The sequence below is a fragment of the Pantoea sp. SGAir0418 genome, assembly GCF_043529865.1.
Map to the genome: position 1 here is coordinate 3,333,044 of NZ_CP027911.1, position 23,779 is coordinate 3,356,822.

A 23,779-nucleotide genomic window follows, 5' to 3' on the forward strand; every position below is an offset into this window, starting at 1 on the left:
CTCAGTGGTATCCTTCGTCGGCTTTGATTTTTCCGCGGAACACGTAGTAACTCCAGAAGGTGTAACCCAGAATCACCGGAATAATCAGTAAGCTACCGACCAGCATAAAGGCCTGACTCTGCGGCGGTGACGCGGCGTCCCAGATGGTGATCGACGGCGGAATAATGTGCGGCCACACGCTAATACCGAGGCCGGAGAAGCCGAGAAACACCAGCGCCAGCGTCAGCAGGAACGGCGAGTAGTGCGCCTCACGCTTGATGGCGCGCACGATTCCCCACGAACACAGCAGCACCAGCACCGGTACCGGCAGGAACCAGAACAGGTTAGGACGGCTGAACCAGCGGTGCGCAATCGCATCGTGGGTGAACGGCGTCCACAGGCTGATGATGCCGACAATCAGCAGCAGCGCGATCACCAGCGGTGTCGCCAGCGCGGACATCTTACGGTGCAGCTCATGTTCGGTTTTCATGATCAGCCAGGTACAGCCCAGCAGCGCATATGCCACCACCAGACCGACGCCGCAGAACAGCGGGAACGGCGCCAGCCAGTCCATCGCCGAGCCAGCAAACTCGCGCCCTTTCACCGGGAAGCCGTCGATAATCGCACCGACCGCAACGCCCTGACTGAAGGTCGCCAGCAGTGAACCGGCGATAAATGATTTATCCCAGAACGCGCGGTGTTCTTCCGTGGCCTTGAAGCGGAACTCAAACGCCACGCCACGGAAAATCAGGCCAATCAGCATCGCGGTGAGCGGAATGGCCAGCGCATCGGCAATCACCGAATAGGCCAGCGGGAACGCACCGTACAGACCGGCACCGCCCAGCACCAGCCAGGTTTCGTTACCATCCCACACCGGCGCAACGGTATTCACCATCATGTCGCGCTCAACCGCATCTTTATTGAACGGGAACAGGATACCGATGCCAAGATCGAAGCCATCCATCACGATATACATCAGGGTGGCGAACACGATAATGGCGAACCAGATAATGGAGAAATCGATCATTTATTTACCCTCCTGCGGTTCGTTCAGACTCTCATGGGCCGCAGAAAGCGGACGCGCAGGTGTTTTATCCTGCCCCGGACCACCGTGGCGCACATCTTTGCCCTCGCCGGTCAGCGGACCTTTCTTGATCAGACGCATCATGTAAACGTAGCCGACACCAAACACCGACGAATAGACGAGGATGAAGGCCAGCAGGCTGATGCTCATATGCAAATCACCGTGCGCCGACACCGCATCAATGGTGCGCTGCACGCCGTACACCACCCATGGCTGACGACCAATTTCCGTGGTAAACCAGCCGGCAAGAATGGCGATCAGGCCGGACGGCCCCATCAGCAGGGCGAACCACAGGAACGGCCGGGAGTTATACAGCCGCTTTTTGTAACGCAGCCATAGGCTCAGCACGCCGAGGGTGATCATCAGCAGGCCCATGGCCACCATGACGCGGAACGACCAGAAAATCACCAGCGAATTCGGGCGGTCCTCTTTCGGGAAGCTCTTCAGCGCCGGGACCTGTTTGTCCAGGCTGTGGGTCAAAATCAGGCTGCCAAGGTACGGCACTTCCAGCGCATATTTGGTGCGCTCTTCATCCATATCCGGAATACCGAACAGAATCAGCGGCGTCGCTTCCCCCGGCGGGTTTTCCCAGTGGCCTTCAATCGCCGCAATTTTTGCTGGCTGATGCTCAAGGGTATTCAGGCCGTGCGCATCGCCGATCATCGCCTGAATCGGCGCAACGATCAGTGCCATCCACAGTGCCATGGAGAACATTTTGCGGATTGCCGGGTTATCGTTACCGCGCAGCAGATGCCACGCGCCAGACGCGCCAACAAAGAAGGCGCTGGCGAGGAAGGCCGCCACCGACATATGGAACAGGCGGTACGGGAACGACGGGTTGAAGACAATCTTAAACCAGTCCTGCGGCACCACGATGCCATTCTCTATGATGTAGCCCTGCGGGGTATGCATCCAGCTGTTGGACGCGAGGATCCAGAAGGTCGAGATGATAGTGCCGAGCGCAACCATGCAGGTGGCAAAGAAGTGCAGGCCCGGTCCAACACGGTTCCAGCCAAACAGCATCACGCCGAGGAAGCCCGCTTCAAGGAAGAAGGCGGTGAGCACTTCATACGTCAGCAGCGGACCGGTAATACTGCCGGCAAACTGCGAGAAGCCACTCCAGTTGGTACCAAACTGATACGCCATCACCAGCCCGGACACCACGCCCATACCGAAGTTAACGGCAAAGACTTTGGACCAGAAGTGGTAGAGATCGCGATAGGTCTCGTTACGGGTTTTCAGCCACATGCCTTCGAGCACCGCCAGGAAACTGGCGAGACCGATGGTGATGGCCGGGAAAATAATATGGAAGGAAACAGTAAAGGCGAACTGAATCCTGGCCAGGTGGAAGGCATCTAATCCAAACATTGCTTACCTCTTTGCCACAAGATTGCACCGAATTTTTACTTATAATTAACAAGTTTGACGCACAAAATTATTATTTCGTGACGTCGGAAGAGATTCACGCCAATTGTAAGGCAAGCGGCGAGAACAAAAAGAAACAGTGGGAATGGCTAAAACTATAACAGTATTTTTTGATTTCGATCATTGTTTTCACCAGAAACTACTTGTTTAAAATCACTAAGTTAAGGTTAAAGCCCGTGATTTATTGTGACAATCTTGTTATTAAGCAGAGCGAGAGGAAAAGGCGTTAATCTGGTAACTGGCTAATTTATCTGTTAATTACTGAGCAAGACAAAACGGCAGAGGACCGCACCGTTACGTTACGCTGTAAAATTTCCTGCACAGTCGCCAGAAAGAAAGTTTGTTAATTAAAAGATAATTTTTATAGACCAAAAAGAAATTAATTTGCTGCCTTTCGGTGACATTCTGTGAGCCATCGCGCATTAACCCGCTGGGGCATGGCATTTGCCAGCGGCGTCAGGCTGTGCTTTGTTAAAGCAGCACAGTCCGGTTAATCAGCGAAGGAGAGGTTATGACCCGTCTTACCGCCCAGGATTTTCCCCAGGAACTGCTTGAGCTTTATGACTACTATGCGCACGGTCGCATCAGCAAGCGCGAGTTTCTCTCGCTGGCCGCGAAGTTCACCATCGCCGGCATGACCGGAGCCACCCTGCTCAGCGCCATGAGCCCCAATTATGCGCTGGCAGAGCAGGTGTCGTTTACCGACCCTGATATCAACGCCGAATACATTCACTACCCGTCGCCCCAGGGACATGGCGAGGTACGCGCTTATCGGGTGCGCCCGACTCACGCCAGCGGCAAGTTGGGTGCCGTGGTGGTGGTACACGAGAATCGCGGCCTGAATCCTTACATTGAAGACGTGGCGAGACGGGTCGCCAAAGCGGGCTATGTCGCGCTGGCGCCGGATGGCTTAAGTTCGCTGGGCGGCTATCCGGGCAATGATGAAGAGGGCCGTGCGATGCAGGCCAAAGTCGACCCGACCAAACTGATGAACGATTTCTTCGCGGCGGTCGATTTCCTGATGCAGCATCCCGAGGGGAACGGCAAGGTCGGCATCACCGGCTTCTGTTATGGCGGCGGCGTAGCAAATGCGGCGGCAGTGGCGTTTCCTGAGCTGGCCTGCGCCGTGCCGTTCTACGGCCGCCAGCCAAAAGCGGAAGATGTGGCGCGCATTCAGGCGCCGCTGCTGCTGCACTATGCCGCGCTGGATAAAGGCATCAACGAAGGCTGGCCAGCCTATGAAGCCGCCCTGCAAGCCAGCCACAAAACCTATGAAGCGTATATTTATCCCGGCGTGAATCACGGCTTTCACAACGACTCAACGCCACGCTATGACAAAGCTGCCGCAGAACTGGCATGGGGTCGCACACTCGGCTGGTTTGAGAAATATTTGCACGCCTGAGCCTGGCGCGCCGCGACGGCACTCACGCTGTCTGCGGCGCTTTAATGATGCGGTGGACATTGCTTTCCAGCCAGTCGGCGAGGCCGATGACCTGCCCTTCCACCTCATGGCCCAGCGCCGTCAACCGGTACTCCACGTGCGGCGGCACCACTTCATAGGCGATACGCTCAATGAAGCCATCCTCTTCCATGTAGCGCAGCGTCTGCGCCAGCATGCGTTCACTGATGCCACCAATCCGGCGGCGCAGTTCGCTGAAGCGCAGCGTTTCAGCGCGCAGCGCCAGTAACACCAGCACACTCCAGCGGCTGGTAATCCGTTTTAACACTTCACGTGACGGGCAGTTCACATTGAGCAATTCACCACGGGAAAATTTATCACTCAGGTTTTCAGCCATTTACATCACTCCGCTCAAACTAACAAATCTGTAAGTACTTACTAAAAGTTAGTTTATCTCGTAGGCTGTTTCCATACCAGTTCAACCTGAGGAAAAACACCATGATTGCGATAACCGGAGCCACTGGCCAACTGGGCCGTTTAGTGATTAATGCCTTGCTGAAGAAAGTACCGGCCAGCGAGATCATCGCGGTAGTACGTTCACCGGAAAAGGCGCAGGACCTGCAGGCGCTCGGCGTCGCGCTGCGTACCGCAGATTACAACCAGCCACAGACGCTGCAGGGCGCCTTTGCCGGCGTGCAGAAAGTGCTGCTGATCTCCTCCAGCGAAGTGGGCCAGCGCGAAGCCCAGCACCGGGCGGTGATTGATGCCGCCAAAGCGGCAGGCGTGTCATTTATCGCGTATACCAGTCTGCTGCATGCTGATACCTCGCCGCTGGGTCTGGGCGTCGAACACCGCGCCACCGAAGCGTTGCTGCAGGCTTCAGGCATCCCTTATGCCCTGCTGCGTAACGGCTGGTACAGCGAAAACTATGCGGCCAGCATCGCACCGGCGTTAGCGCATCATGCCTTTATCGGCGCGGCGGGCGACGGGCGCATCGCGTCGGCGGCGCGCGAGGATTATGCTGCCGCGGCGGCAGAGGTGATCAGTCGTGACGATCAGGCCGGCAAAGTGTACGAACTGGCCGGCGATGACAGCTATACGCTGGCAGAATTCAGTGCGGAGATCGCCCGCCAGTCCGGCGAACAGGTGGAGTACGTTAACCTGCCGCCTGCGGAATTCAGCGCGGCGCTGATCGGAGCCGGTTTACCCGCGCCGCTGGCCGAACTGCTGGCGGATTCCGACGCCGGTGCCGCTCAGGGCGCCCTGTTCGACGACAGCCACACGCTCAGCAAACTCATTGGCCGCCCGACCACACCGTTCGCCGCGGTAATTAAGGCCACGCTGGCAAAGTAAGGCGCTGATAGCGCCCTCACCTGCGGTGAAATCCGGGGTGAGGGCGACGAAAAGCCCTCTTTTCCCCGTCTCGTTTGCCATCAAATGATCAACCTCTTCCCGCTTTTTTGCCGTCATCACTGACGATTTTCTTATTTACAGATAAATCTGTTCATTTATTTAAAGCTTCATCTGAAACACTGCTTTCAATTCCTGAAATATAGGACGTTGTATTCGCTGAAAAAAGCCTAAAATAGTCGATCAATCGACAAGATTTATTACGTTCATAGATATTTCGCATTGTTGTCTCATCGGGTCAGAGATCTATAATTTGTCCTTTGAGCAACCAGGCAATTTCAGGAGGCCGCTATTAATACTAACCACCAGCAACGTCAAGCTTTCGGAGAACACGAAGCCCATGCTGATCTGGGGTATCAATACGATCCTCACGAGTTTATCCGCGAAGGTATGCAGGATTCGGAGCCGGAACCCGAGCTGATCGAAGGCCTGCCTGCGCCTGATGCGCTGACGCCTGCCGATCGCTATCTGGAGCTGTTTGAGCACGTGCAGACGTCACGTATTTTTGCCGACAGCAAAACGTTTCCGGACTGCGCGCCTAAATTCGATCCGCTGGATATTTTAATCCGCTATCGCCGCCGCAAACGCTCGGCGGAGTTCGACCTGGAAAAATTTGTCCACGAGCATTTTTATTTACCGCAGGTCAATGAGAGTTTTTATGTTTCCAATCCGGATAAAACCCTGACGGAACATATTGACGATCTGTGGCCTGTGTTAACCAAAATGCCGCAGCAGCATTTACCGCATTCGTCGCTGCTGCCGCTACCGAAGCCCTACGTGGTGCCCGGCGGGCGTTTTGGTGAAACGTATTACTGGGACTCCTACTTCAGCATGCTGGGACTGGCCGAAGCGGGCCGCGACGATCTGCTGCGTCATATGGCGGATAACTTCGCCTGGCTGATTGATAACTACGGTCACGTGCCGAATGGCAACCGTACCTATTACCTCAGCCGCTCGCAGCCGCCGGTGTTCGCGCTGATGGTCGAGCTGTTTGAAGAGGACGGCATTCGCGGCGCGAAGCGCTATCTTGACCAGCTGATGAAAGAGTATCAGTTCTGGATGGACGGGGCTGGCGAGCTGATGCCGCACCAGGCCTATCGCCATGTGGTGCGCATGCCGGATGGTTCGCTGCTCAACCGCTACTGGGACGATCGCGACACGCCGCGCGATGAGTCGTGGATGGAAGATGTGGAAACCGCCAGCAAATCGCGTCGGCCGGCCAGCGAGGTCTATCGCGATCTGCGCGCCGGTGCCGCTTCCGGCTGGGATTACTCCTCGCGCTGGTTGCGCGATCCACAGCGTCTGGCCAGCATTCGCACCACCCAGTTTATTCCGGTGGATCTGAATGCGTTTCTCTACAAGCTGGAGCTGATGATCTCGACGCTGGCGCACGCGAAGGGCGAAGAACTCACCGGCCTGGCGTGGCAGAAGAAAGCGGATGCGCGCAAGCAGGCGATTCATCGCTATCTGTGGGACAACACCGCAGGCGTGTACCGCGACTACGACTGGCGACGTGAACGCTTTGGTGCCTTTACCGCAGCGGCGGTGGTACCGCTGTTCCTGGGGCTGGCTTCACCGGAACAGGCGCATCTGCAGGCGGTGGCGCTGCGCCAGCTGCTGCTAACGCAGGGCGGCCTGGTGACCTCCATGGTGGAGAGCGGCGAGCAGTGGGATAAACCCAACGGCTGGGCACCACTGCAGTGGATGGCGGTGGTCGGACTGAATAACTACGGTGAAGAGACGCTGGCAACCGAGATTGCGGTTAACTGGCTGACCACGGTGAAGAACTTCTATTCGCTGCACCATAAGCTGGTAGAGAAGTACGATATCAGCGGCGACCGCGCCCGCCCGGGTGGCGGCGGTGAGTATCCGCTGCAGGACGGCTTCGGCTGGACCAACGGCGTCACCCGTCGCCTGCTGGCGATGTACGGGCATTTGCTGGCGGACTGATAATGCGGTTGGGTGTGGTAGCAGGCGGGATACTGCGGCCTGATGCCCTCACCCTGGCCCTCTCCCTGTACAGTCCGGGGACATGGCAGACAGGTGTTCGGGGACATAGTGAACACTTTTTAACATCCTTTACCCATGGTGATCGACTTTTTCTTCAGGTCGATCACCCCCACTTTTGTGCTGTACCACCACACCTCGTAATAACCGTCTTCCCCCGTCTCCTTCAGCCCCACACGCTCTCCCCTGAACGCCTTGCCCGCCTTCAGGCTGAGTCCTTTTACGCTCAGCTTCCCGCTGATATCCACCTTCCTGACCATCACGCCCTCGTCGTATTCCGGTGGCGCTACGCGCCCGCTGTACTGCCGCGATGAGGGCTGATAGCGCGACGCCGGCACCGCCATCTCCAGCGCCTCATGCGGGCGCTCGAGATTGTAGACCGTCCGCCAGTGGTCGAAGGCGCGCTGCAGCTCACCGCTGTCCGCGAACCACTTCCCCTGCAGCACTTCCGCCTTCAGGCTGCGGTGAAAGCGCTCCAGCTTGCCCTGCGTCTGCGGATGATACGGCCGCGAGTGTCCCACCCGGATGCCGTGGCGCATCAGCCACAGCTCCACTGCCGTCCAGGTGCCGGTGGTGTCGCCCCACGGCGAGCCGTTGTCCATCGTCATCCGGTCCGGCAGGCCGTAGCGCTCAAAGACGCTGACCAGCTGCTCCTGTACCGTCTCACGCCGTTCGTCGGCGCAGTGTACCAGGCACAGCGAGAACCGGGAGTGGTCGTCCAGCAGGGTAAGCGGGTGGCAGCGGCCGCCGCCAAAGGGAAAGTGGCCCTTAAAATCCATCTGCCAGAGCCGGTTCGGGGCCGTATGCTCAAACCGGCCGGTGGCCGGGACGTCCGGCGCTGCGCCCGGCAGCAGGCCGTGGCGGGCCATCAGGTTGTGGACGGTGCTGAAGGCCGGCATGCGGTGCCCGCGGTCTTCGAGCCAGCGCTTAATCTTGCGGGCCCCCCAGTGCTGATGAAGCTCGTGCGCCATACGCAGAAGGTCAGTGATGTCGTCAGATGAGCGGCTGGGTGAGTGACGGGGCGCGCGGGAGCGGTCCTGAAGGCCGGACGGTCCTTCCTCCTCCCAGCGGCGAAGCCACTTGTAGCCGGTGGCGGGAGATATGCCGTAGCGGCGGCACAGCTCGCGGATGTTCGCCCCGTCTTGCGAGGCGAACAGAACAAACTCAGTACGTAATGACATGGTATCTCTCGCATCCCAGGGCATAAGCGACTCCATAAACGGGTTCTTATGCCTAAGTTGTAAGTGTCTACCATGTCCCCGAACAAGTGTTCACGATGTCCCCGGACTGTACACTCCCACCGGGAGAGGGAAACGCTGCCATATGCAGGAACGCTGCCATATGCAGGACTGAGACAGCCCAGGTTAATTCAAGATCCAATGCCCCGCTCGATCGGTCCCCTCTACCACCGGGAGAGGGAAACGCTGCCACATGAAGGACTGAGACAGCCCAGGTTAATTCAAGAGCCAATCCCCCGCTCGATCGGTCCCCTCTCCCGCGGGCGGGAGAGGGTTAGGGTGAGGGGAAAAACGCACTCCCCCTTAATTCCCCTGCAAAAACGCCAGCAGATCCGCATTCAGCTGGTCCTGATGCGTCACCGCAAAACCGTGCGGGCCATTCTCATACACTTTCAGCTGCGAACCCGCAATCATCTCGTGCACCAGCTTACCGGTGGCTTCAAACGGCACCACCTGGTCATTACTGCCGTGGATCACCAGCGTCGGCACATCCACTTTGGCAATATCCGCACGGAAATCCGTCTCAGAGAACGCGGTCACGCAATCCAGCGTACCTTTCAGCGACGCCAGCAGCGCAATGTTCAGCGTCTGCGTCAGCACCCCATCGGAAACCGTCTGGCCCGCGTTGGTGCCGTAAAACGGCGTGGCGAACTCTTTGATAAACTGCGCACGATCCTTCAGCAAACCCGCTTTGATCCCGTCAAACACCGCTGATTCCACCCCTTCCGGGTGATCGTCGGTTTTACCAAAAATCGGGGTAACGGCGCCCAGCAGCACCAGTCCTTTCACTTTCGCGGTACCATAACGACCGATGTAGCGTGACACATCCCCGCCGCCCATCGAGAAGCCCACCAGCGTCACCTCATCCAGCTGCAGGTGCTCGATCAGGCCGTGAATATCGTCGGCAAAAGTGTCGTAATCGTAGCCTTCCCACGGCTGATCGGAGCGACCAAAGCCGCGGCGGTCAAACGCGATGACGCGATAGCCGCGCTCGGCGAGGAAGTTGAGCTGGCTGTCCCACATATCGGCATCCAGCGGCCAGCCGTGGCTGAACAGCACCGGCTGCCCCTTGCCCCAGTCTTTGAAGTACAGGTTTACGCCGTCTTTAGTCTTGAATGTGCTCATGTTTTTTCTCCGTTAGTCAGTGATGTTGTGTCTGGCAATCAAACTAGCGTGGGATGCTGGAAAAACCTAAAGCAGAGATTTTGACAACTTGTGCAAAGATTTTTGCTAAGCCCTGCCGTCAAAAATCCTTGTACAAGTTGGCCGATTTTTTCCGCTATCTCCTGACGGGCGAGCTTCGTATCGTGCTCTCATCGCACACTGACAGGAACAGCCTGATGAACCAGCCAAATCCACAAACAGCGCGCAGCGGCGCGTTTTCCCCTTTCGCCTACGGGCTTTTCGCCGTGATCTGGACCGCTTCGGTGCTCGGCAATACCGGTAGCTTTATCCGTGACGTCGCCAGCGCCTGGCTGATTACCGGACTGTCGGATAACCCAACCGCCGTCGCGCTGATGCAAACCGCCGCCACCCTGCCAGTGTTCCTGTTGGCGCTGCCGGCCGGCGTGCTGTCGGATATTGTTGACCGCCGCCGCCTGCTAATTGTGGTGCAGCTGCTGATGGCCAGCGTCAGCGGCACGCTACTGCTGCTGTCGCACAACCACTGGCTCACCGTTGAATGGCTGATCGGCCTGACCTTTGTCGGCGGCGTCGGCGCGGCGCTGTTCGGTCCGGCATGGCAGGCCATCGTGCCGGAACTGGTACCCCGCCATGAGCTGAAAAATGCCGTAGCGCTCAACTCGCTGGGCATCAATATCGCCCGGGCGATTGGACCGGCTACCGGCGGCCTGCTGCTGGCAAGTTTAGGTGCTATGGCCGCTTACGGTGCCGATGTCGCCAGTTATTTTTTCGTCATCGCCGCGCTGCTGTGGTGGAAACGCCCGGCGAAAGCCGCTACCGCGCTGAATGAGCACTTCTTTGGCGCTTTCCGCGCCGGGCTGCGCTATGTGAAAGCCAGCCGCGAACTGCACCGCGTACTGTTGCGCGCCGCGCTGTATTTTGCCTTCGCCAGTGCCATCTGGGCGCTGCTGCCGCTGGTGGCGCGCACCATGCTGCACGGCAGCGCGGGCTTTTATGGCTTGCTGCTTGGGGCCGTCGGTGCCGGTGCCATTGCCGGCGCGCTGCTGCTGCCGCGCCTGCGTGCCCGGCTGAGCCATGATGGACTGATGCTGCTCTCCGCCGTGCTCAGCGCGCTGGTCATGGTAGCGCTGGCGCTCAGTCCGCCGCAGTGGCTGGCGCTGCTGCTGATGCTGGTTCTGGGCACCGGCTGGATCATCGCGCTGACGACTCTCAACGGCGTGGCGCAGGCGGTGCTGCCCGACTGGGTGCGCGGTCGCGGGCTGGCGGTCTATCTGATGGTGTTCAACGGCACGCTGGCGGGTGGCAGTCTGGCCTGGGGGCTGATCGCCCAGCACATGGGTCTGGCGCCAACGCTGATGCTGGCCGGCGCGGCGCTGCTCATCACGGCGCTGCTGGCAAAACGGCTGGCGCTGCCGGCGGGCGAAGCGGATCTGCAGCCGGCGCAGCACTGGGCTGAACCGGTGGTGAGCGATGCGGTGGATATCCGCCGTGGCGCCGTACTGATCCAGATTCGCTACCGTGTTCCCCAGGCCGATCGCGCCGCTTTCCAGCACGCCATGCACAAACTGGCGCAGGCGCGACGCCGTGACGGTGCCTATGCGTGGGGATTAATGGAGCAGACCGACGATGCCGGAGCGCTGCTGGAGTGGTTTATGGTGGAGTCATGGCAGGAGCATTTGCGTCAGCACCAGCGCGTCTCGCGCGCCGATGCTGAGTTACAGCAGGCGGTACTGCAGTACCATCAGGGTGATGAACCCCCGCAGGTCAGCCATCATATTGCGCTGTGATCAGGCTGGCGCGTAGATGTCACTCAGACCGGGCAGCGTCGGCAGGCGCTCGCGCCACCAGATAGCCGCGTTGCCGCAGGCGCTCTCATTCCACGCCAGATAGGCGATATCGCGCCGGCACTCGCTGTCCAGTTGGCGCGCCACCAGCGCACCGCTCGCCAGGTGCGGGCGCGCCAGGTAAAGCGGCAGATAACCACAGCCGAGCCCGGCAAGATGCGCCTGCAGTTTGGCCGGGAAATCATGCACGCTCAGCGTCTTCTGCTCATCCAGCACGCGTAAATCCATCCCGGCACCGTGGCGGGATGAATCATGCACCGTGACCGCGCGATACTGGCGAATCTGTTCGCGCAGCAGCGGTTCGGGCTCCGCCGCCAGCGGATGGTCAGGAGCGACAGCGAACACATACTCCAGCCAGCCCAGCGGCTGGCAGACAATCTCTTTGCGCGTGGCGGGTTCCTGAACCGCGCCAAAGACAATGTCCGCTTCGCCATAGTGCAGCGCTTCCCAGCAGCCAGCCAGTACGTCCTGACGGAACTGCAGCTGGGTGTGCGGGTGCTGCTGATAAAATTCGTCAATCAGCGGTGTGAGGATGCTGAACGGCAGCGAAGCATCCACGCTGATGGTCAGCAGACTCTCCCAGCCGCTCTCCACGTAGCGCGCCTGCTGCTCCAGCTCGTTCACCGCACGCAGCAGCGTCCGCCCTTTTTCCAGCATCAGACGGCCGGTCGGCGTGAATGTGGCGCGATGGCCGGAGCGATCGAGCAGCGTGATTTTTAAATCGCTCTCCATCTTCTGCACGGTATAGCTTAACGCCGACGCGGTTTTGAACAGTCGCGCGGCCGCAGCGGCAAAGGTGCCATGACGATCGAGCGCATCCAGAATCAGCAGCGCCTCCAGATTTAAACGCATTCCCTACCCTCCGTAAAAAAAGTTGAACGACAACGTAAAAACAATCCGTTATCAATAACTGCTGTCATTTCGTATTTTTTTCCTCATCGGCGCAAGCATTTTTAACCGCGCATTAACACGGTGGCTGAGGGCCGCTACGCTTAATTTAACGGAGAGAACAGAATGACGACCGCATCCCTGATTTTTACCAACGGTAAGTTTCACACCGTCGACCGCGCAAACCCGCTGGCCACCGCCGTAGCCATCAAAGACGGCAGGTTCCTCGCCGTAGGTAGCGAAGCGGACGTCATGCGCTTTGCCGGCAGCGACACGCAAATCATCGACGCCAAAGGGCACACCGGCATCCCCGGCCTGAACGATTCCCACCTGCATCTGATTCGCGGTGGCCTCAACTACAACCTTGAGCTGCGCTGGGAAGGCGTGCCGTCGCTAGCCGATGCGCTGCGTATGCTGCGCGATCAGGCACTGCGTACGCCGTCACCGCAGTGGGTGCGCGTGGTCGGGGGCTGGAGCGAGTTCCAGTTTGCTGAGCGCCGCATGCCGACGCTGGACGAAATCAACGCCGCCGCGCCCGATACGCCGGTCTTCATTCTGCATCTGTATGACCGCGCGCTGCTCAATCGCGCCGCGCTGAAAGTGGTGGGCTACACCAAAGAGACCCCCAACCCGCCGGGCGGCGAAATCCAGCGCGACAGCAATGGCAATCCGACCGGCATGCTGATCGCCCGTCCTAATGCCATGCTGCTGTACGCCACGCTGGCGAAAGGGCCCAAACTGCCGCTGGAACAGCAGGTTAACTCGACGCGTCAGTTTATGCGCGAGCTGAACCGCCTCGGTCTGACCAGCGCCATCGACGCTGGCGGCGGCTTCCAGAATTACCCGGACGATTACGACGTGATCGCCGAACTGCACGCGAAAAAGCAGCTGACGGTACGCATCGCCTATAACCTGTTCACCCAGCGGCCCGGCCACGAGCTGGAAGACTTTGAGAAGTGGACCGATATGCTGAAGCCGGGCCAGGGCACCAATTTCCTGCGCCACAACGGTGCCGGTGAAATGCTGGTGTTCTCGGCGGCGGACTTCGAAGATTTCCTCGAACCGCGCCCGGATCTGGCACCCGGCATGGAAGATGAGCTGGAGCGCGTGGTGCGTCACCTGGTGGAGCATCGCTGGCCGTTCCGCTTGCACGCCACCTATAACGAATCAATCAGCCGCATGCTGGATGTGTTTGAGAAGGTGAACCGCGACATTCCGTTCAATGGCCTGCACTGGTTCTTCGACCATGCGGAAACCATCACTGAAGCCAATATTGAGCGGGTAAAAGCGCTCGGCGGCGGCCTGGCGGTGCAGCATCGCATGGCTTTCCAGGGAGAATACTTTGTCGATCGCTACGGTAAAGAGGCCGCGAAGCAGACGCCACCGGTGGCGCGCATGCTGGAGGCCGGCGTGCCGGTCGGCCTCGGTACCGATGCCACCCGCGTCGCCAGCTATAACCCGTGGACCGCACTGTACTGGCTGGTTTCAGGCCGTACCGTCGGTGGAATGCAGCTGTACGATGACAACGCACGCATCGACCGTGAAACCGCGCTGATGCTGTGGACCAAAGGCAGTGCCTGGTTCTCCAGCGAGCAGAGCGCCAAAGGTGAGATCAAAGTCGGCCAGCTGGCGGATCTGGTGCTGTTATCGAAAGATTTCTTCAGCGTGCCGGAAGAGGAGATCAAAGGCATTGAATCGGTGCTGACGCTGGTGGATGGCAATGTGGTGTATGCCGCCGGCAGCTTCACGCCGCTGGCACCGCCGCCGGTACCGGTGTTGCCGGAGTGGTCGCCGGTGGTTACCGTGCCCGGTCACTACCGCAGCGCCCCGCCGCAGACCAGCGGCCGCGCCGCGCGGATGCCGCAGGTACACCAGTGCAGCGGCCCCTGTGGCGTGCACAGCCACGCTCATGATGTCGCGCGCCAGTCATCGGTGCCGGTGTCAGACAATAACGCGTTCTGGGGTGCGCTGGGCTGTTCCTGTTTTGCGTTTTAAGTGATCAAGGGGTGCGGGCGCTGGCCCTCACCCCGCCGATATATTGCCTGCCAGGCCAAAGCCCTGCTTACCGTTTCTCTTAATCTGGTACATCGCGCCATCCGCCCGGGTCAGCGCGTCATCGAAGCTGTCGCGCCGGTGTACCGGGGCGATACCGATCGAAGCACCAATCCGCGCATGACCATTGTCGACATCAAACGGCGTCAGCGCCGCATCCAGCACCGCCTGCGCCAGAATGCGCACCTTCGGGTAATCAATCAAAAACGGCAGCAGCAGCACGAACTCATCGCCGCCAAGCCGCCCGACGATGGCCTCTGACGGCAGCAAATCGCGGATGCGCTGGCTGAGCTGAATCAGCACCTCGTCACCGCTGCGATGGCCGAGCGTGTCATTGACATGCTTGAAGTTGTCGAGGTCGATAAACGCCACGCACAGCGGCCCGGCGCGTTGCAGCTGACTAAAATGCGCCTGCAGCGCGTGGCGGTTGGGCAACGCGGTTAACGGGTCGTGATGCGCCAGCAGGGAGAGCTGGGCTTCGTAATTCTTCTCTTTGGTCATGTCGATATGGGTGCCGGTCACTTTGAGCGGATTACCCTGCTCGTCCCACTCGCTGACGCGGCCGCGATCCAGCACCCAGGTGATTTTGCCGTTCTTGCCGATCATACGGTGCAGCGCCTCGTAATAGGGCGCGCGTCCTTCAATATGATCGTAAAAGGCGCGCAGCACCTCATCGGCATCTTCCGGATGCAGGCACTCGCGCCAGGCATCAAAGCGCGCTTTGGTTTCTTTCGCCTGAAAGCCGAGCATCGCGCCCCAGCGCCGGTTAAAAATCACCAGCTTGCCGCTGGGAATATCCAGCTGCCACAGGCACAAGCCGGTGCCGTCCAGCGCCGCGTTCAGCTTATTACGCGCGTCGTGCGCCAGGCGCTTGAGGCGCGCATTGTGCTTTTTCAGGTTCTGAATCTGCTGGCGCAGCGCTTCTTCGGACATGGTTGATCGCTGGAGAGAAAATAAGGGCTATTTTGCCTGCACGATAGATTCTGTAAATAAAACAAATGAAAAGGCGATTAGCGTCGGAAAATTGCGCCGGGTTCAGCAGGAATGGCGAAGCAACGCGGTAATTTCAGCAAACAAAACTTACACTTACTAAAAATAGCAGCGCGCTTCGCTTCGGCGCGCCGGCGAAACCTGGCTTTCACCAGGAATTTTCTCTCCTGTTTTTAAGAAATTTCTTAAGCGCGATTTAAGTCCACTTGTATTAAGTCGCTGTTGAAGGATGCCTGACGCGCAACGTGCCGTCAGAGAAGAAGCGCCGTCATGGTGGCAGCGCGCGCAACCGGTCCAGCGAGTGAAACCATCCGTGAGTAAACGCATCCTCAGCCTCCTTCTGTTACTGGGTTTTTGCCTGTCTGCCTGGGGTGCAACCACGTTAAATTTCTCGCCGCGCTATGGCCTGGTAGCACCGGAAGTCACGCTGTCGCCGCAGAGCCAGCAGTGGCTGAAACAGCACTCTGTACTGCGCGTCGGCGTGTGGAACAATCCGCTGCCGCCCTATTCCGTGTCGTTTGAAGCCAATACCTACGAAGGACTTTCGGCCGATTATCTGGCCATCGTGGCGAAGGCGTTAAATCTGCCGGTGAAAATCAAGGTGTATAAAACCCGGCTGGAGCTGGTGGATGCGCTCAACGACGGTGAAGTCGATCTGATTCCTTACTATACGCTGGCCGCCAATCAGGATACGCAGCTGGCGCTGAGCCTGCCGTATTCACTGGCGCGCAGCGTATTAATCAGCAAACGTAACGCGACCTTCGACAGTGAGCTGAAAAATAGCCGCTATCGCCTGCTCTATTACGGTGATGCAGAACTCAAAGCGCTGCTGCACAAGCGCTATCCGCGCGCCACGCTGGCGCCGGCCGCGCCGCCGCTGTGGGCCTACACCGACACCGCGTTTAGCGAAAACACCCTGTTCTGGAGCAACAGCGCCACTCAGCGCTTTCTTTCGCATCGCGGCCTGCAGAATGTGATTGAAGCGCACAGCACGCCGTACACCAACGATGTCGACGCGCGCTTTGCCAGCAACAGTGCCAATCTGCCGCTGATCGCAGCCATTGATGAAATCCTGAAAAACATTCCGCTGCGCAACGCGGTACAGATCGCGGAAGCCTGGAGCCTGGATTATCAGTCGGTGGTTAAAAACCATCCGCTGGATCTCAGCGACAAAGAGGCCGCGTGGCTGGCAGAGCACCGCGAGATCACCGTTAACTACGATCCTTCGCATACGCCATTTACCTTTATTGATAACCGCCAGCGCGTGGTCGGCCTGAGCGTGGACCTGCTGAAAATGATTTCCCAGCGCACCGGCATTCGCTTTCGCTACAACCCGATTCAGGGGTTGAGCAACATGCGCGATACGCTCAACCGCCAGCGCGATGCGATTATCGCCGTCAGCGACGCTACCGCGCAGCAGGACGACAAAATCCGCTACACCCGCTCTTACATCTACTCGTCGTGGGTAGTGGTGACGCGCAAAGACAGCCCGTGGAAAAGCTTTGATGAGATGGCGGGCAAGCGCGTCGGTATCTATGAGCGCGCCTACTATCGCTACGATTTACGTGAGCGCTGGCCGGGCATCAACTTTGTCGAAAATGGCGTGTCGATCGATTCGCTCGGTCAGCTACTCGATAAGCAGCTGGATGGCTTTATCGTGCCGTACGAGTCGTCGCTGTTTCTGCTCAACAATCACTTCAATGACAGCTTCAAAGTGGCGTTTGTCGCGCCGCTGCCGATGTTCCGCATGGCGATGGCGGTCAATGGGCAGGATCAGGTACTGCTGTCGATCCTTAACAAAGCGCTGTCCGATATTCCGCAGCCGACCATGCAGTCGCTGATGGAGCGCTGGATAAAATACACGCCGCCCGCTACCAGCACCTCGTGGCAAAGCTATCGCAGCTATATATTGCGCATCGTCGCCGTGGCCGGGCTGGGCCTGCTGTTTTTCCTGTGGCGTAACCATCTGCTGAAAGCCTCGCTGGCCAAACAACGCGAGCACGAGCGTGAAATCAGCGAGCAGCTGGCGCATATCGAAGCGCTGATGGCCGACCTGCGCAAAGCCAACGAAGTCGCGGTGCGCGCCAGCGAAGCGAAAAGCACTTTCCTGTCGCACATGAGTCATGAAATCCGCACGCCGCTGGCGGCGCTGATTGGCCTGCTGGAAATCGAGCATCTCGGCCAGAGTAATGAACAGCAGCGGCAGAAAAACATTGATGTCGCCTGGGAGTCGTCGCGTTCGCTGCTGTCGCTGGTGGGCGATATTCTCGACCTGGCAAAAATCGAATCCGGGCATTTCAGCGTGCAGCTGCAGCCGATGTCGCTCAGTGAAGTGGTGCGGGATTGCGAAGCGTTGTTCCGCCAGGTGGCGCTCAACAAGGGGCTGGCGCTGAATATCGTGCTGGAGCTGGAGCAGGACCAGGTGCTGTTTGACCCGGTGGCGCTGAAGCAAATTCTCTCCAATCTGGTGAGCAACGCCATCAAGTTTACCTCGCACGGCGCAGTGGAAGTGGCACTGTATCAGGCAGATAGCGCGCTGCCGGAATATGTGCTGGAGGTGAGCGACAGCGGAGTTGGCCTGTCAGAAGAGCAGCAGCAGGCGATCTTCGAACCGTTCATTCAGGTCGATCAGGGCAGCAATCGCGCCAGCGGCACCGGTCTGGGCCTGAATATCTGCCGTCGCCTGGCGGTAATGCTCGGCACCGAGCTGCACGTCGAGAGCGAACCGGGTGACGGCAGCGTGTTTATGCTGCGCTTCCGCGCGGAAGCGGCGCGTATTGAGCATGAGCAACCCGTTCTGCCGCAGCCGGTGGAGCCCGCTAAGCAGGCTGCGCTGCGCATTCTGATTGTCGATGACAACGCCACCAACCGCCTGCTGCTGGCCCAGCAGCTGCGCTACGCCGGGCATCATGTGCTGGTGGCCGACAGCGGTGCAGCCGCGCTGGCGCTGTGGCGCGAGAATCAGCCCGATCGCGTGATTACCGACTGCAACATGCCGGAGATGGACGGCTTCGAATTCACCCGCCAGCTGCGCGCCGAAGAGAAACGTCTGGTGCGACGCGCGGTGCCGGTTTACGGCCTGACAGCCATGGCGGAGGAGCGCGTGGCGCAGCTGGCGCAGGACGCCGGCATGAACGGTTGTTTGTTTAAACCGCTGGAGCGCGCGCAGCTGCTGCAGGTGATCACCGGCGCGCCGATGAACCCGACGCGCGACGATACCCTGCTGACGCTGGAAAATCTGGCGGCGAATAATCCGCAGGCGTGGCGCGATCTGGTCACCACCGCGCGCCAGCAGAACAGCTACGATCTCGCCCAGCTGACGCAGGCGGTGGCTGCGAACAATTTTGCTTCGGCGCGTCACGCCGCGCATCAGCTACTCGGCAGTGCCCGAATGCTGCGCGCCGAGGCTTTACAACATCGCTGCCGCGCCGCCGAACAGGCAGCGGAGCATCAAGATAGTGCGCTATTACAGCAGCTGCTGCCGGAGGTCGCCGGGGCGGTGGCCGAGCTGGATGCGCTGTTCCTGCGTGCCCTGGAAACGCCCATTCCTGAAGAGGTGATTTAATGAAAGAGAGCGCAATCTGGCAGATTGCCGTGCTGGACGATCATCCGCTGATCGGTAAAGCCATGCAGTACCGTTTAGCCCAGGAATCGCAGCTCGATCTGGCCGGGGCCTTTGCCCAGCGCCAGCAGCTGATGACCTTCCTGCAGCGCCACCCGATCGACATCCTGGTACTGGATTACATGCTGGGTGAAGACCAGCTCGACGGACTGCAAATGGTGAAGCAGCTGCGCCTGCACTATCCGCAGCTGAAGATTCTGGTGTCGTCCGCGGTGGAGAAACCGGCGATTGTTCAGCTGTTGCTGAAAGCCGGCGTGCAGGGATTTGTCGGCAAAAGCCACGATCAGGAAGTGCTGATCGATGCCATTCATCAGATCTGTCGCGGCAAGCGTTTCCTGACGCCGGACATGATGCTGGAGCTGGATAAATTCCAGGAGAGCGACCGTGAAATGCACGACTACCTGACGCCGCGCCAGGCGGGTGACGACATCACCCTGTTGTTGCGCGAGCTGAGTCCGCGCGAAATCGAGGTGATTCGCTGCTATCTGGATGGGTTGAGCATTACGCAGATCGCCGGTAAATACGCACGCAGCCGCAAAACCATCAGCGGTCAGAAGCAAACCGCGCTGCGCAAACTGGGGCTGCGTTCGGACCTGGAGCTGTTCAAGTACAAGCAGTACTTCAACCAGCTGGTGACGGCGCAGTAACCCGCCGCAATACGGATAAACCCGGTTCTGTGACACGGATCAAGACTTAGTCGCTGCGTAATGCTGCCTCTGTGAATTCTAGTATGGTAGCTTAACACTTATCATACAGACACGATGACGGTGGATGACATAATGCAACTGACAATGCGGTGGTTTGGTCCGAAGGAAGATAAGGTTTCGCTGGAATATATTCGCCAGGTGCCGGGCGTACGCGGCGTGGTGGGCGCGCTGTACGATGTGCCGGTGGGCGAAACCTGGCCGCAGGAGAAGATCCAGGCGCTGGTCGATCAGGTACATGCGGCCGGACTGACGGTCGAAGTAATTGAGAGCGTCAACATTCATGACGACATCAAGATCGGCCTGCCGAGTCGCGATCGCTACATCGCCAATTATCAGCAAAGCATCCGCAACCTGGCGGCCGCCGGGGTAAAAGTGATCTGCTACAACTTCATGCCGGTGTTCGACTGGATGAAGACGGATATGAATTATGTGCTGCCGGATGGCTCCATCACCATGGCCTTCGAGAAGCAGGGCATTGATAAAAGCCTCGACGAGGTGGTGAAAGAGGTGCTGGGCAGCGCCAACGGCTTCGCGCTGCCGGGCTGGGAGCCGGAACGGCTGGCAAAAGTTCAGGAGCTGTTTGCCCAATATCAGGACGTAGATGACGCGAAGCTGCGCGAAAACCTCGCCTATTTCCTCAAAGCGGTGATCCCGGTGTGCGAAGAAGTGGGCGTGAAGATGGCGATCCACCCGGACGATCCGCCGTATTCGATCTTCGGTCTGCCGCGCGTGGTGAAGAACCGCGACGATCTCGACTGGATCTGTAACGTCGTCGATTCTGAAGCCAACGGCATCACGCTGTGCACCGGATCGATTGCCGAGGATCCACAGAACGATGTCTATGCCATTCTGGCCGAATTCTCGCGCCGCAAGCGCATTCCGTTTGCCCACGTGCGCAACATTAAGATCATCCGCGATAAAGATTTCTACGAGTGCGCGCATCCGACGGAGTATGGCTCGCTGGATATGTATAACGTGCTGCAGTCGATGTATGACAACGGCTTTGACGGCTATATCCGTTCAGATCACGGGCGCTTTATCTGGGGCGAAACCGGGCGCCCGGGCTACGGTTTGTACGACCGCGCGCTGGGCACCACTTATCTGCTGGGCCTGTGGGAAGCGCTGAGTAAGCGTTAATGGGTTACGATCTGGCGCTCACCCTTGCGGCTTTTTCAGTAACGGCACCAGCAGCGCCGCGACGAAAAATCCTGTCATGATCAGCCAGAACGCGTCGGAAAAAGCCTGGGTGCGCGCTTCACGCAGCGTCAGCGCCGCCAGCGACTGCAGCGCGGCCGTATGCGCGGCATCCGGGCTCAGGCCGCTGGTCATCAGCGCCTGAGCGCGCCCCTGCAGAAAATCACCCAGCGTCAGGCTGGCGCTGTTGAGGTGATCCGCCAGCCGGCTAAAGTGCAGGTTGGTGCGGTCGTTGAGCACCGTACCGCACAGGGCAATGCCAATCGCGCCGCCAAGGTTGCGCATCAGATTAAACAGGCCAGACGCGAGCTTCAGGCGGGCCGGTGGCAAACGGCCCAGCGTCAGCGTTACCGTCGGTGCCACGGCAAACTGCTGCGCCATACCGCGAAACGCCTGCGGAAACAGCAGCTCCTTCGCGCCCCAGTCATGGGTAATCGGCACAAAGAAATGCATCGACAGCGCAAAACAGATCAGCCCCGCCGCCAGCAAAATACGCAGATCGACGCGGTTCGCCAGCCAGGCATACAGCGGGATCGACAGAATCTGAAACACCCCGGTGGAGAAGATCGCCAGTCCAGTCTCCAGTGCGCTGAAGCCGCGCACCTGGCTGAGAAACAGTGGCGTAAGGTAAATGGTGGCGAAGATCCCCACGCCCGCCATAAACGAGAAGTAGCAGCCGAGGCTAAAGTCGCGGTCCTTGAGCGCGCGTAAATCGACGATCGGTTTGGCATGCCGCAGCGTGCGGATCACAAACAACACGCCCGCCGCCAGCGCAATCCAGCCGGTGGTGGCAATGGTGTCATCATCAAACCAGCCCCAGCGCGGCCCCTCTTCCAGCGTATATTCCAGACAGCCGAGCGCCAGCGCCAGCAGCACGATGCTGAGATAGTCCGCACCGCGCAGCAGTTCGCGGTTGGGCGCGTCGATGTTCACCAGCAGCGGAACCGCAATGGTGATGTAAATACCGGGAATGATGTTGATAAAAAACAGCCAGTGCCAGCTGAAGTTATCGGTGATCCAGCCGCCAACGGTCGGGCCGAGCGTCGGTGCCAGCGACGCCAGCGCGCCGACGGTCGCGGCAGCAATCACCCGCTGCCGGCCCTGGAAAAAGGCGAAGGCGGTGGTGAAAACCAGCGGGATCATTGAGCCACCCGCCAGCCCCTGCAGCGCACGGAACGCGATCATGCTCTGAATGTTCCACGCCCAGCCGCACAGCAGGCTCATCAGCGTAAAGCCACAGGCCGAGGCGGCGAACAGCCAGCGCGTAGACAGCACGCTGGCCAGCCAGCCGGAGAGCGGAATAATGATGATTTCGGCGATCAGGTAGCTGGTCTGCACCCACACGGTTTCATCATCCCCCGCCGACAGGCCACCGCCAATGTCGCGCAGCGAAGCTGAGACAATCTGGATATCCAGCAGTGCGATAAACATGCCGATGCACAGGGTGGCAAAGGCGAAAACTTTCCGGCTGACCGGCATCTGCGCGGGCGCGATCGGCGCGGCGACCACGCGGCTCATTGCGCGCTGCGCTCATCGACGGTCACGGTCACCGACAGTCCCGGACGCAACAGCCCGAGCGTGGCCGCATCGCCATCCAGCGCAATGCGCACCGGCACGCGCTGGACAATTTTGGTGAAGTTACCGGTGGCGTTTTCCGCCGGCAGAATGCTGAAGCGCGAGCCGGTCGCAGGCGACAGGCTGGCGACATGCCCGCTGAAGGTGCGGCCCGGCAGCACGTCCGCGACAATTGTTGCCGTCTGGCCTGGCCGCATGTGCGCCAGCTGGCTCTCTTTGAAGTTGGCGTCAATCCACAGCCCCTGCGCCGGCACCAGCGACAGCAGCTGCGTGCCGCTGCTGATATACGAACCAGCCCAGGCGCGGCGATTGCCAATTACGCCATCAAACGGCGCGCGGATAGCGGTGTATTCCAGATTGAGCTGTGCCAGTGCCAGGTCGGCCTGCGCCTGTGCCAGCGCGGCGTGCGTCTGCTGCTCGCGCGCATCCAGCACCTGCAGCTGACGTTCGGCGACCGCGCGATCGGCACGGGTTTTGCCTTCCTGCGCCAGCGCCTGATGGTAATCGGCCTGCGCATGATCGCGAATCTGCTGCGACACCGCAGCGCTGCTCACCAGCGCGTCATAGCGGCGCTGGTCGGCGGTGGTTTTCTGCGTCACCGCCTGCGCCGCCAGCAGCGCAGCACGCGCGCCGTCGATGGTGGCCAGCTGGAGCTGGCGCGTGGCGGCGATATCCTGCAGCGCCGCCTGCTGCGCGGCGACTTCGCCCGCCGCACGGTCAACCGCCGCCCGATAGTCGCGGTTTGCCATTTCTCTCACATGCGGAACTCAACGTTATCGCAGATCTCGGCGGTCAATCAGCAGCGACGTTCTATGAAGGCATTAACGCTGAACCTCAGCCGCAGCAGCAGCAGCAGTCAATCCAACCTGATTACAGTGAAGGTTCAGTGTTGCCAGTGGCAACACCTGAACTCACTCCCGGCATCATTGAGCCACGCGTGCTGAAACTGCCGGGAATTGGTGCGCTGTTTCTGGTTGGTGATGATGAGCAATCGCAGGAATGGCTATCGCGAAACGCTGGACTGCTCAAGCGACGTGGTGCGGTTGGGATGGTGGTGAACGTCAGCAGCTCGTCATCATTGCAGCAATTGCGCCAGATTGCGCCCAATCTCCAGCTGGCTCCGGTATCAGGTAGCGATCTGGCGCGCCGCCTCAAGCTGGAACATTACCCGGTGCTGATCACCGAGCATTCAGTGAGCCAGCAGGTTTCAGCCGAGTGATGG

Annotated in this window: 17 protein-coding genes and 1 pseudogene; 9 read left to right on the forward strand and 9 right to left on the reverse strand. The window is 59.4% G+C overall.

Annotation, left to right across the window (positions count from 1 at the left end; translation table 11 throughout):
• Position 1: 1 nt before the first annotated feature.
• Together cydB and C1N84_RS15635 are read right to left on the reverse strand one after the other, a co-directional pair.
• Positions 2 to 1,006 carry a cytochrome d ubiquinol oxidase subunit II gene (cydB, locus tag C1N84_RS15630; RefSeq protein ID WP_058759654.1) on the reverse strand — a complete coding sequence of 335 codons (1,005 nt, stop codon included), beginning with the start codon at positions 1,004 to 1,006 and terminating at the stop codon, positions 2 to 4.
• The gene (locus tag C1N84_RS15635; protein WP_021507608.1) at positions 1,007 to 2,431 is read right to left on the reverse strand and encodes a cytochrome ubiquinol oxidase subunit I; all 1,425 of its coding nucleotides are present in this window, start codon (positions 2,429 to 2,431) and stop codon (positions 1,007 to 1,009) included.
• 568 nt (positions 2,432 to 2,999) lie between these two features.
• Between C1N84_RS15635 and yghX the strand changes: the two genes are divergently transcribed.
• Complete coding sequence (gene yghX, locus C1N84_RS15640) at positions 3,000 to 3,890, forward strand: YghX family hydrolase (RefSeq protein ID WP_059012760.1); 891 nt, start codon at positions 3,000 to 3,002, stop codon at positions 3,888 to 3,890.
• Positions 3,891 to 3,912: 22 nt separating this feature from the next.
• Here the strand turns inward: yghX and C1N84_RS15645 are convergent, their stop codons facing one another.
• Positions 3,913 to 4,284, reverse strand: coding sequence for a winged helix-turn-helix transcriptional regulator (locus tag C1N84_RS15645; RefSeq protein ID WP_021507610.1), 372 nt, complete (start codon positions 4,282 to 4,284; stop codon positions 3,913 to 3,915).
• A gap of 101 nt (positions 4,285 to 4,385) precedes the next feature.
• Here C1N84_RS15645 and C1N84_RS15650 point away from each other — a divergent pair, with 101 nt between their 5' ends.
• On the forward strand, positions 4,386 to 5,240 hold the full coding sequence (locus C1N84_RS15650) for an SDR family oxidoreductase (RefSeq protein WP_059012762.1): 855 nt from the start codon (positions 4,386 to 4,388) through the stop codon (positions 5,238 to 5,240).
• A 348-nt stretch (positions 5,241 to 5,588) separates the two neighbouring features.
• Positions 5,589 to 7,247 carry an alpha,alpha-trehalase TreF gene (treF, locus tag C1N84_RS15655; protein ID WP_058759659.1) on the forward strand — a complete coding sequence of 553 codons (1,659 nt, stop codon included), beginning with the start codon at positions 5,589 to 5,591 and terminating at the stop codon, positions 7,245 to 7,247.
• A 119-nt stretch (positions 7,248 to 7,366) separates the two neighbouring features.
• Here the strand turns inward: treF and C1N84_RS15660 are convergent, their stop codons facing one another.
• Both C1N84_RS15660 and C1N84_RS15665 read right to left on the reverse strand, forming a co-directional pair.
• The gene (locus C1N84_RS15660; protein ID WP_264441493.1) at positions 7,367 to 8,521 is read right to left on the reverse strand and encodes an IS481 family transposase; all 1,155 of its coding nucleotides are present in this window, start codon (positions 8,519 to 8,521) and stop codon (positions 7,367 to 7,369) included.
• Positions 8,522 to 8,845: 324 nt separating this feature from the next.
• Positions 8,846 to 9,667, reverse strand: a complete 822-nt coding sequence (locus tag C1N84_RS15665) for an alpha/beta fold hydrolase (protein WP_010616452.1) — start codon at positions 9,665 to 9,667, stop codon at positions 8,846 to 8,848.
• Positions 9,668 to 9,882: 215 nt separating this feature from the next.
• Here C1N84_RS15665 and C1N84_RS15670 point away from each other — a divergent pair, with 215 nt between their 5' ends.
• Positions 9,883 to 11,472, forward strand: a complete 1,590-nt coding sequence (locus C1N84_RS15670) for an MFS transporter (protein WP_088516066.1) — start codon at positions 9,883 to 9,885, stop codon at positions 11,470 to 11,472.
• Here the strand turns inward: C1N84_RS15670 and C1N84_RS15675 are convergent, their stop codons facing one another.
• Positions 11,473 to 12,381 (reverse strand): LysR family transcriptional regulator, encoded by a 909-nt coding sequence (locus tag C1N84_RS15675; RefSeq protein WP_021507614.1) that lies wholly within the window; start codon positions 12,379 to 12,381, stop codon positions 11,473 to 11,475.
• A 162-nt stretch (positions 12,382 to 12,543) separates the two neighbouring features.
• Between C1N84_RS15675 and C1N84_RS15680 the strand changes: the two genes are divergently transcribed.
• Positions 12,544 to 14,412: an amidohydrolase gene (locus C1N84_RS15680; protein ID WP_264441643.1), complete on the forward strand. Its 1,869-nt coding sequence runs from the start codon at positions 12,544 to 12,546 to the stop codon at positions 14,410 to 14,412.
• Between the two features lie 27 nt (positions 14,413 to 14,439).
• Here C1N84_RS15680 and C1N84_RS15685 read toward each other — a convergent pair whose 3' ends face one another.
• Positions 14,440 to 15,402, reverse strand: a complete 963-nt coding sequence (locus tag C1N84_RS15685) for a sensor domain-containing diguanylate cyclase (RefSeq protein WP_058770643.1) — start codon at positions 15,400 to 15,402, stop codon at positions 14,440 to 14,442.
• Positions 15,403 to 15,772: 370 nt separating this feature from the next.
• Here C1N84_RS15685 and C1N84_RS15690 point away from each other — a divergent pair, with 370 nt between their 5' ends.
• The 3 genes from C1N84_RS15690 to uxuA all read left to right on the forward strand — a co-directional run bounded on the left by C1N84_RS15690 (position 15,773) and on the right by uxuA (position 20,925).
• Complete coding sequence (locus C1N84_RS15690) at positions 15,773 to 19,024, forward strand: transporter substrate-binding domain-containing protein (RefSeq protein WP_264441644.1); 3,252 nt, start codon at positions 15,773 to 15,775, stop codon at positions 19,022 to 19,024.
• On the forward strand, positions 19,024 to 19,728 hold the full coding sequence (locus C1N84_RS15695) for a response regulator transcription factor (RefSeq protein ID WP_021507618.1): 705 nt from the start codon (positions 19,024 to 19,026) through the stop codon (positions 19,726 to 19,728). The genes C1N84_RS15690 and C1N84_RS15695 overlap by 1 nt, the downstream gene beginning before the upstream one ends.
• A gap of 132 nt (positions 19,729 to 19,860) precedes the next feature.
• A complete protein-coding gene (gene uxuA, locus C1N84_RS15700) occupies positions 19,861 to 20,925 on the forward strand; it encodes a mannonate dehydratase (protein WP_125311502.1) in 1,065 nt (354 codons plus the stop codon).
• An 18-nt stretch (positions 20,926 to 20,943) separates the two neighbouring features.
• On the opposite strand, the gene C1N84_RS15705 is transcribed toward uxuA, so the two are convergent.
• Together C1N84_RS15705 and C1N84_RS15710 are read right to left on the reverse strand one after the other, a co-directional pair.
• On the reverse strand, positions 20,944 to 22,500 hold the full coding sequence (locus C1N84_RS15705) for a DHA2 family efflux MFS transporter permease subunit (protein WP_238561194.1): 1,557 nt from the start codon (positions 22,498 to 22,500) through the stop codon (positions 20,944 to 20,946).
• Positions 22,497 to 23,300, reverse strand: a pseudogene (locus C1N84_RS15710) (HlyD family secretion protein); the annotation flags it as partial. The pseudogene C1N84_RS15710 and the gene C1N84_RS15705, both read right to left, overlap by 4 nt.
• Between C1N84_RS15710 and C1N84_RS15715 the strand changes: the two are divergent.
• Positions 23,300 to 23,776: an integrating conjugative element protein gene (locus C1N84_RS15715; RefSeq protein ID WP_394541665.1), complete on the forward strand. Its 477-nt coding sequence runs from the start codon at positions 23,300 to 23,302 to the stop codon at positions 23,774 to 23,776. The pseudogene C1N84_RS15710 and the gene C1N84_RS15715 overlap by 1 nt on opposite strands.
• Positions 23,777 to 23,779: the final 3 nt, after the last annotated feature.

Coding starts and splice junctions, on each gene's coding strand:
- cydB (WP_058759654.1), bottom strand. CDS start 1,006: ATGATCGATTTCTCCATTATCTGGTTCGCCATTATCGTGTTCGCCACC.
- C1N84_RS15635 (WP_021507608.1), bottom strand. CDS start 2,431: ATGTTTGGATTAGATGCCTTCCACCTGGCCAGGATTCAGTTCGCCTTT.
- yghX (WP_059012760.1), top strand. CDS start 3,000: ATGACCCGTCTTACCGCCCAGGATTTTCCCCAGGAACTGCTTGAGCTT.
- C1N84_RS15645 (WP_021507610.1), bottom strand. CDS start 4,284: ATGGCTGAAAACCTGAGTGATAAATTTTCCCGTGGTGAATTGCTCAAT.
- C1N84_RS15650 (WP_059012762.1), top strand. CDS start 4,386: ATGATTGCGATAACCGGAGCCACTGGCCAACTGGGCCGTTTAGTGATT.
- C1N84_RS15660 (WP_264441493.1), bottom strand. CDS start 8,521: ATGGAGTCGCTTATGCCCTGGGATGCGAGAGATACCATGTCATTACGT.
- C1N84_RS15665 (WP_010616452.1), bottom strand. CDS start 9,667: ATGAGCACATTCAAGACTAAAGACGGCGTAAACCTGTACTTCAAAGAC.
- C1N84_RS15670 (WP_088516066.1), top strand. CDS start 9,883: ATGAACCAGCCAAATCCACAAACAGCGCGCAGCGGCGCGTTTTCCCCT.
- C1N84_RS15675 (WP_021507614.1), bottom strand. CDS start 12,381: ATGCGTTTAAATCTGGAGGCGCTGCTGATTCTGGATGCGCTCGATCGT.
- C1N84_RS15680 (WP_264441643.1), top strand. CDS start 12,544: ATGACGACCGCATCCCTGATTTTTACCAACGGTAAGTTTCACACCGTC.
- C1N84_RS15685 (WP_058770643.1), bottom strand. CDS start 15,402: ATGTCCGAAGAAGCGCTGCGCCAGCAGATTCAGAACCTGAAAAAGCAC.
- C1N84_RS15695 (WP_021507618.1), top strand. CDS start 19,024: ATGAAAGAGAGCGCAATCTGGCAGATTGCCGTGCTGGACGATCATCCG.
- uxuA (WP_125311502.1), top strand. CDS start 19,861: ATGCAACTGACAATGCGGTGGTTTGGTCCGAAGGAAGATAAGGTTTCG.
- C1N84_RS15705 (WP_238561194.1), bottom strand. CDS start 22,500: ATGAGCCGCGTGGTCGCCGCGCCGATCGCGCCCGCGCAGATGCCGGTC.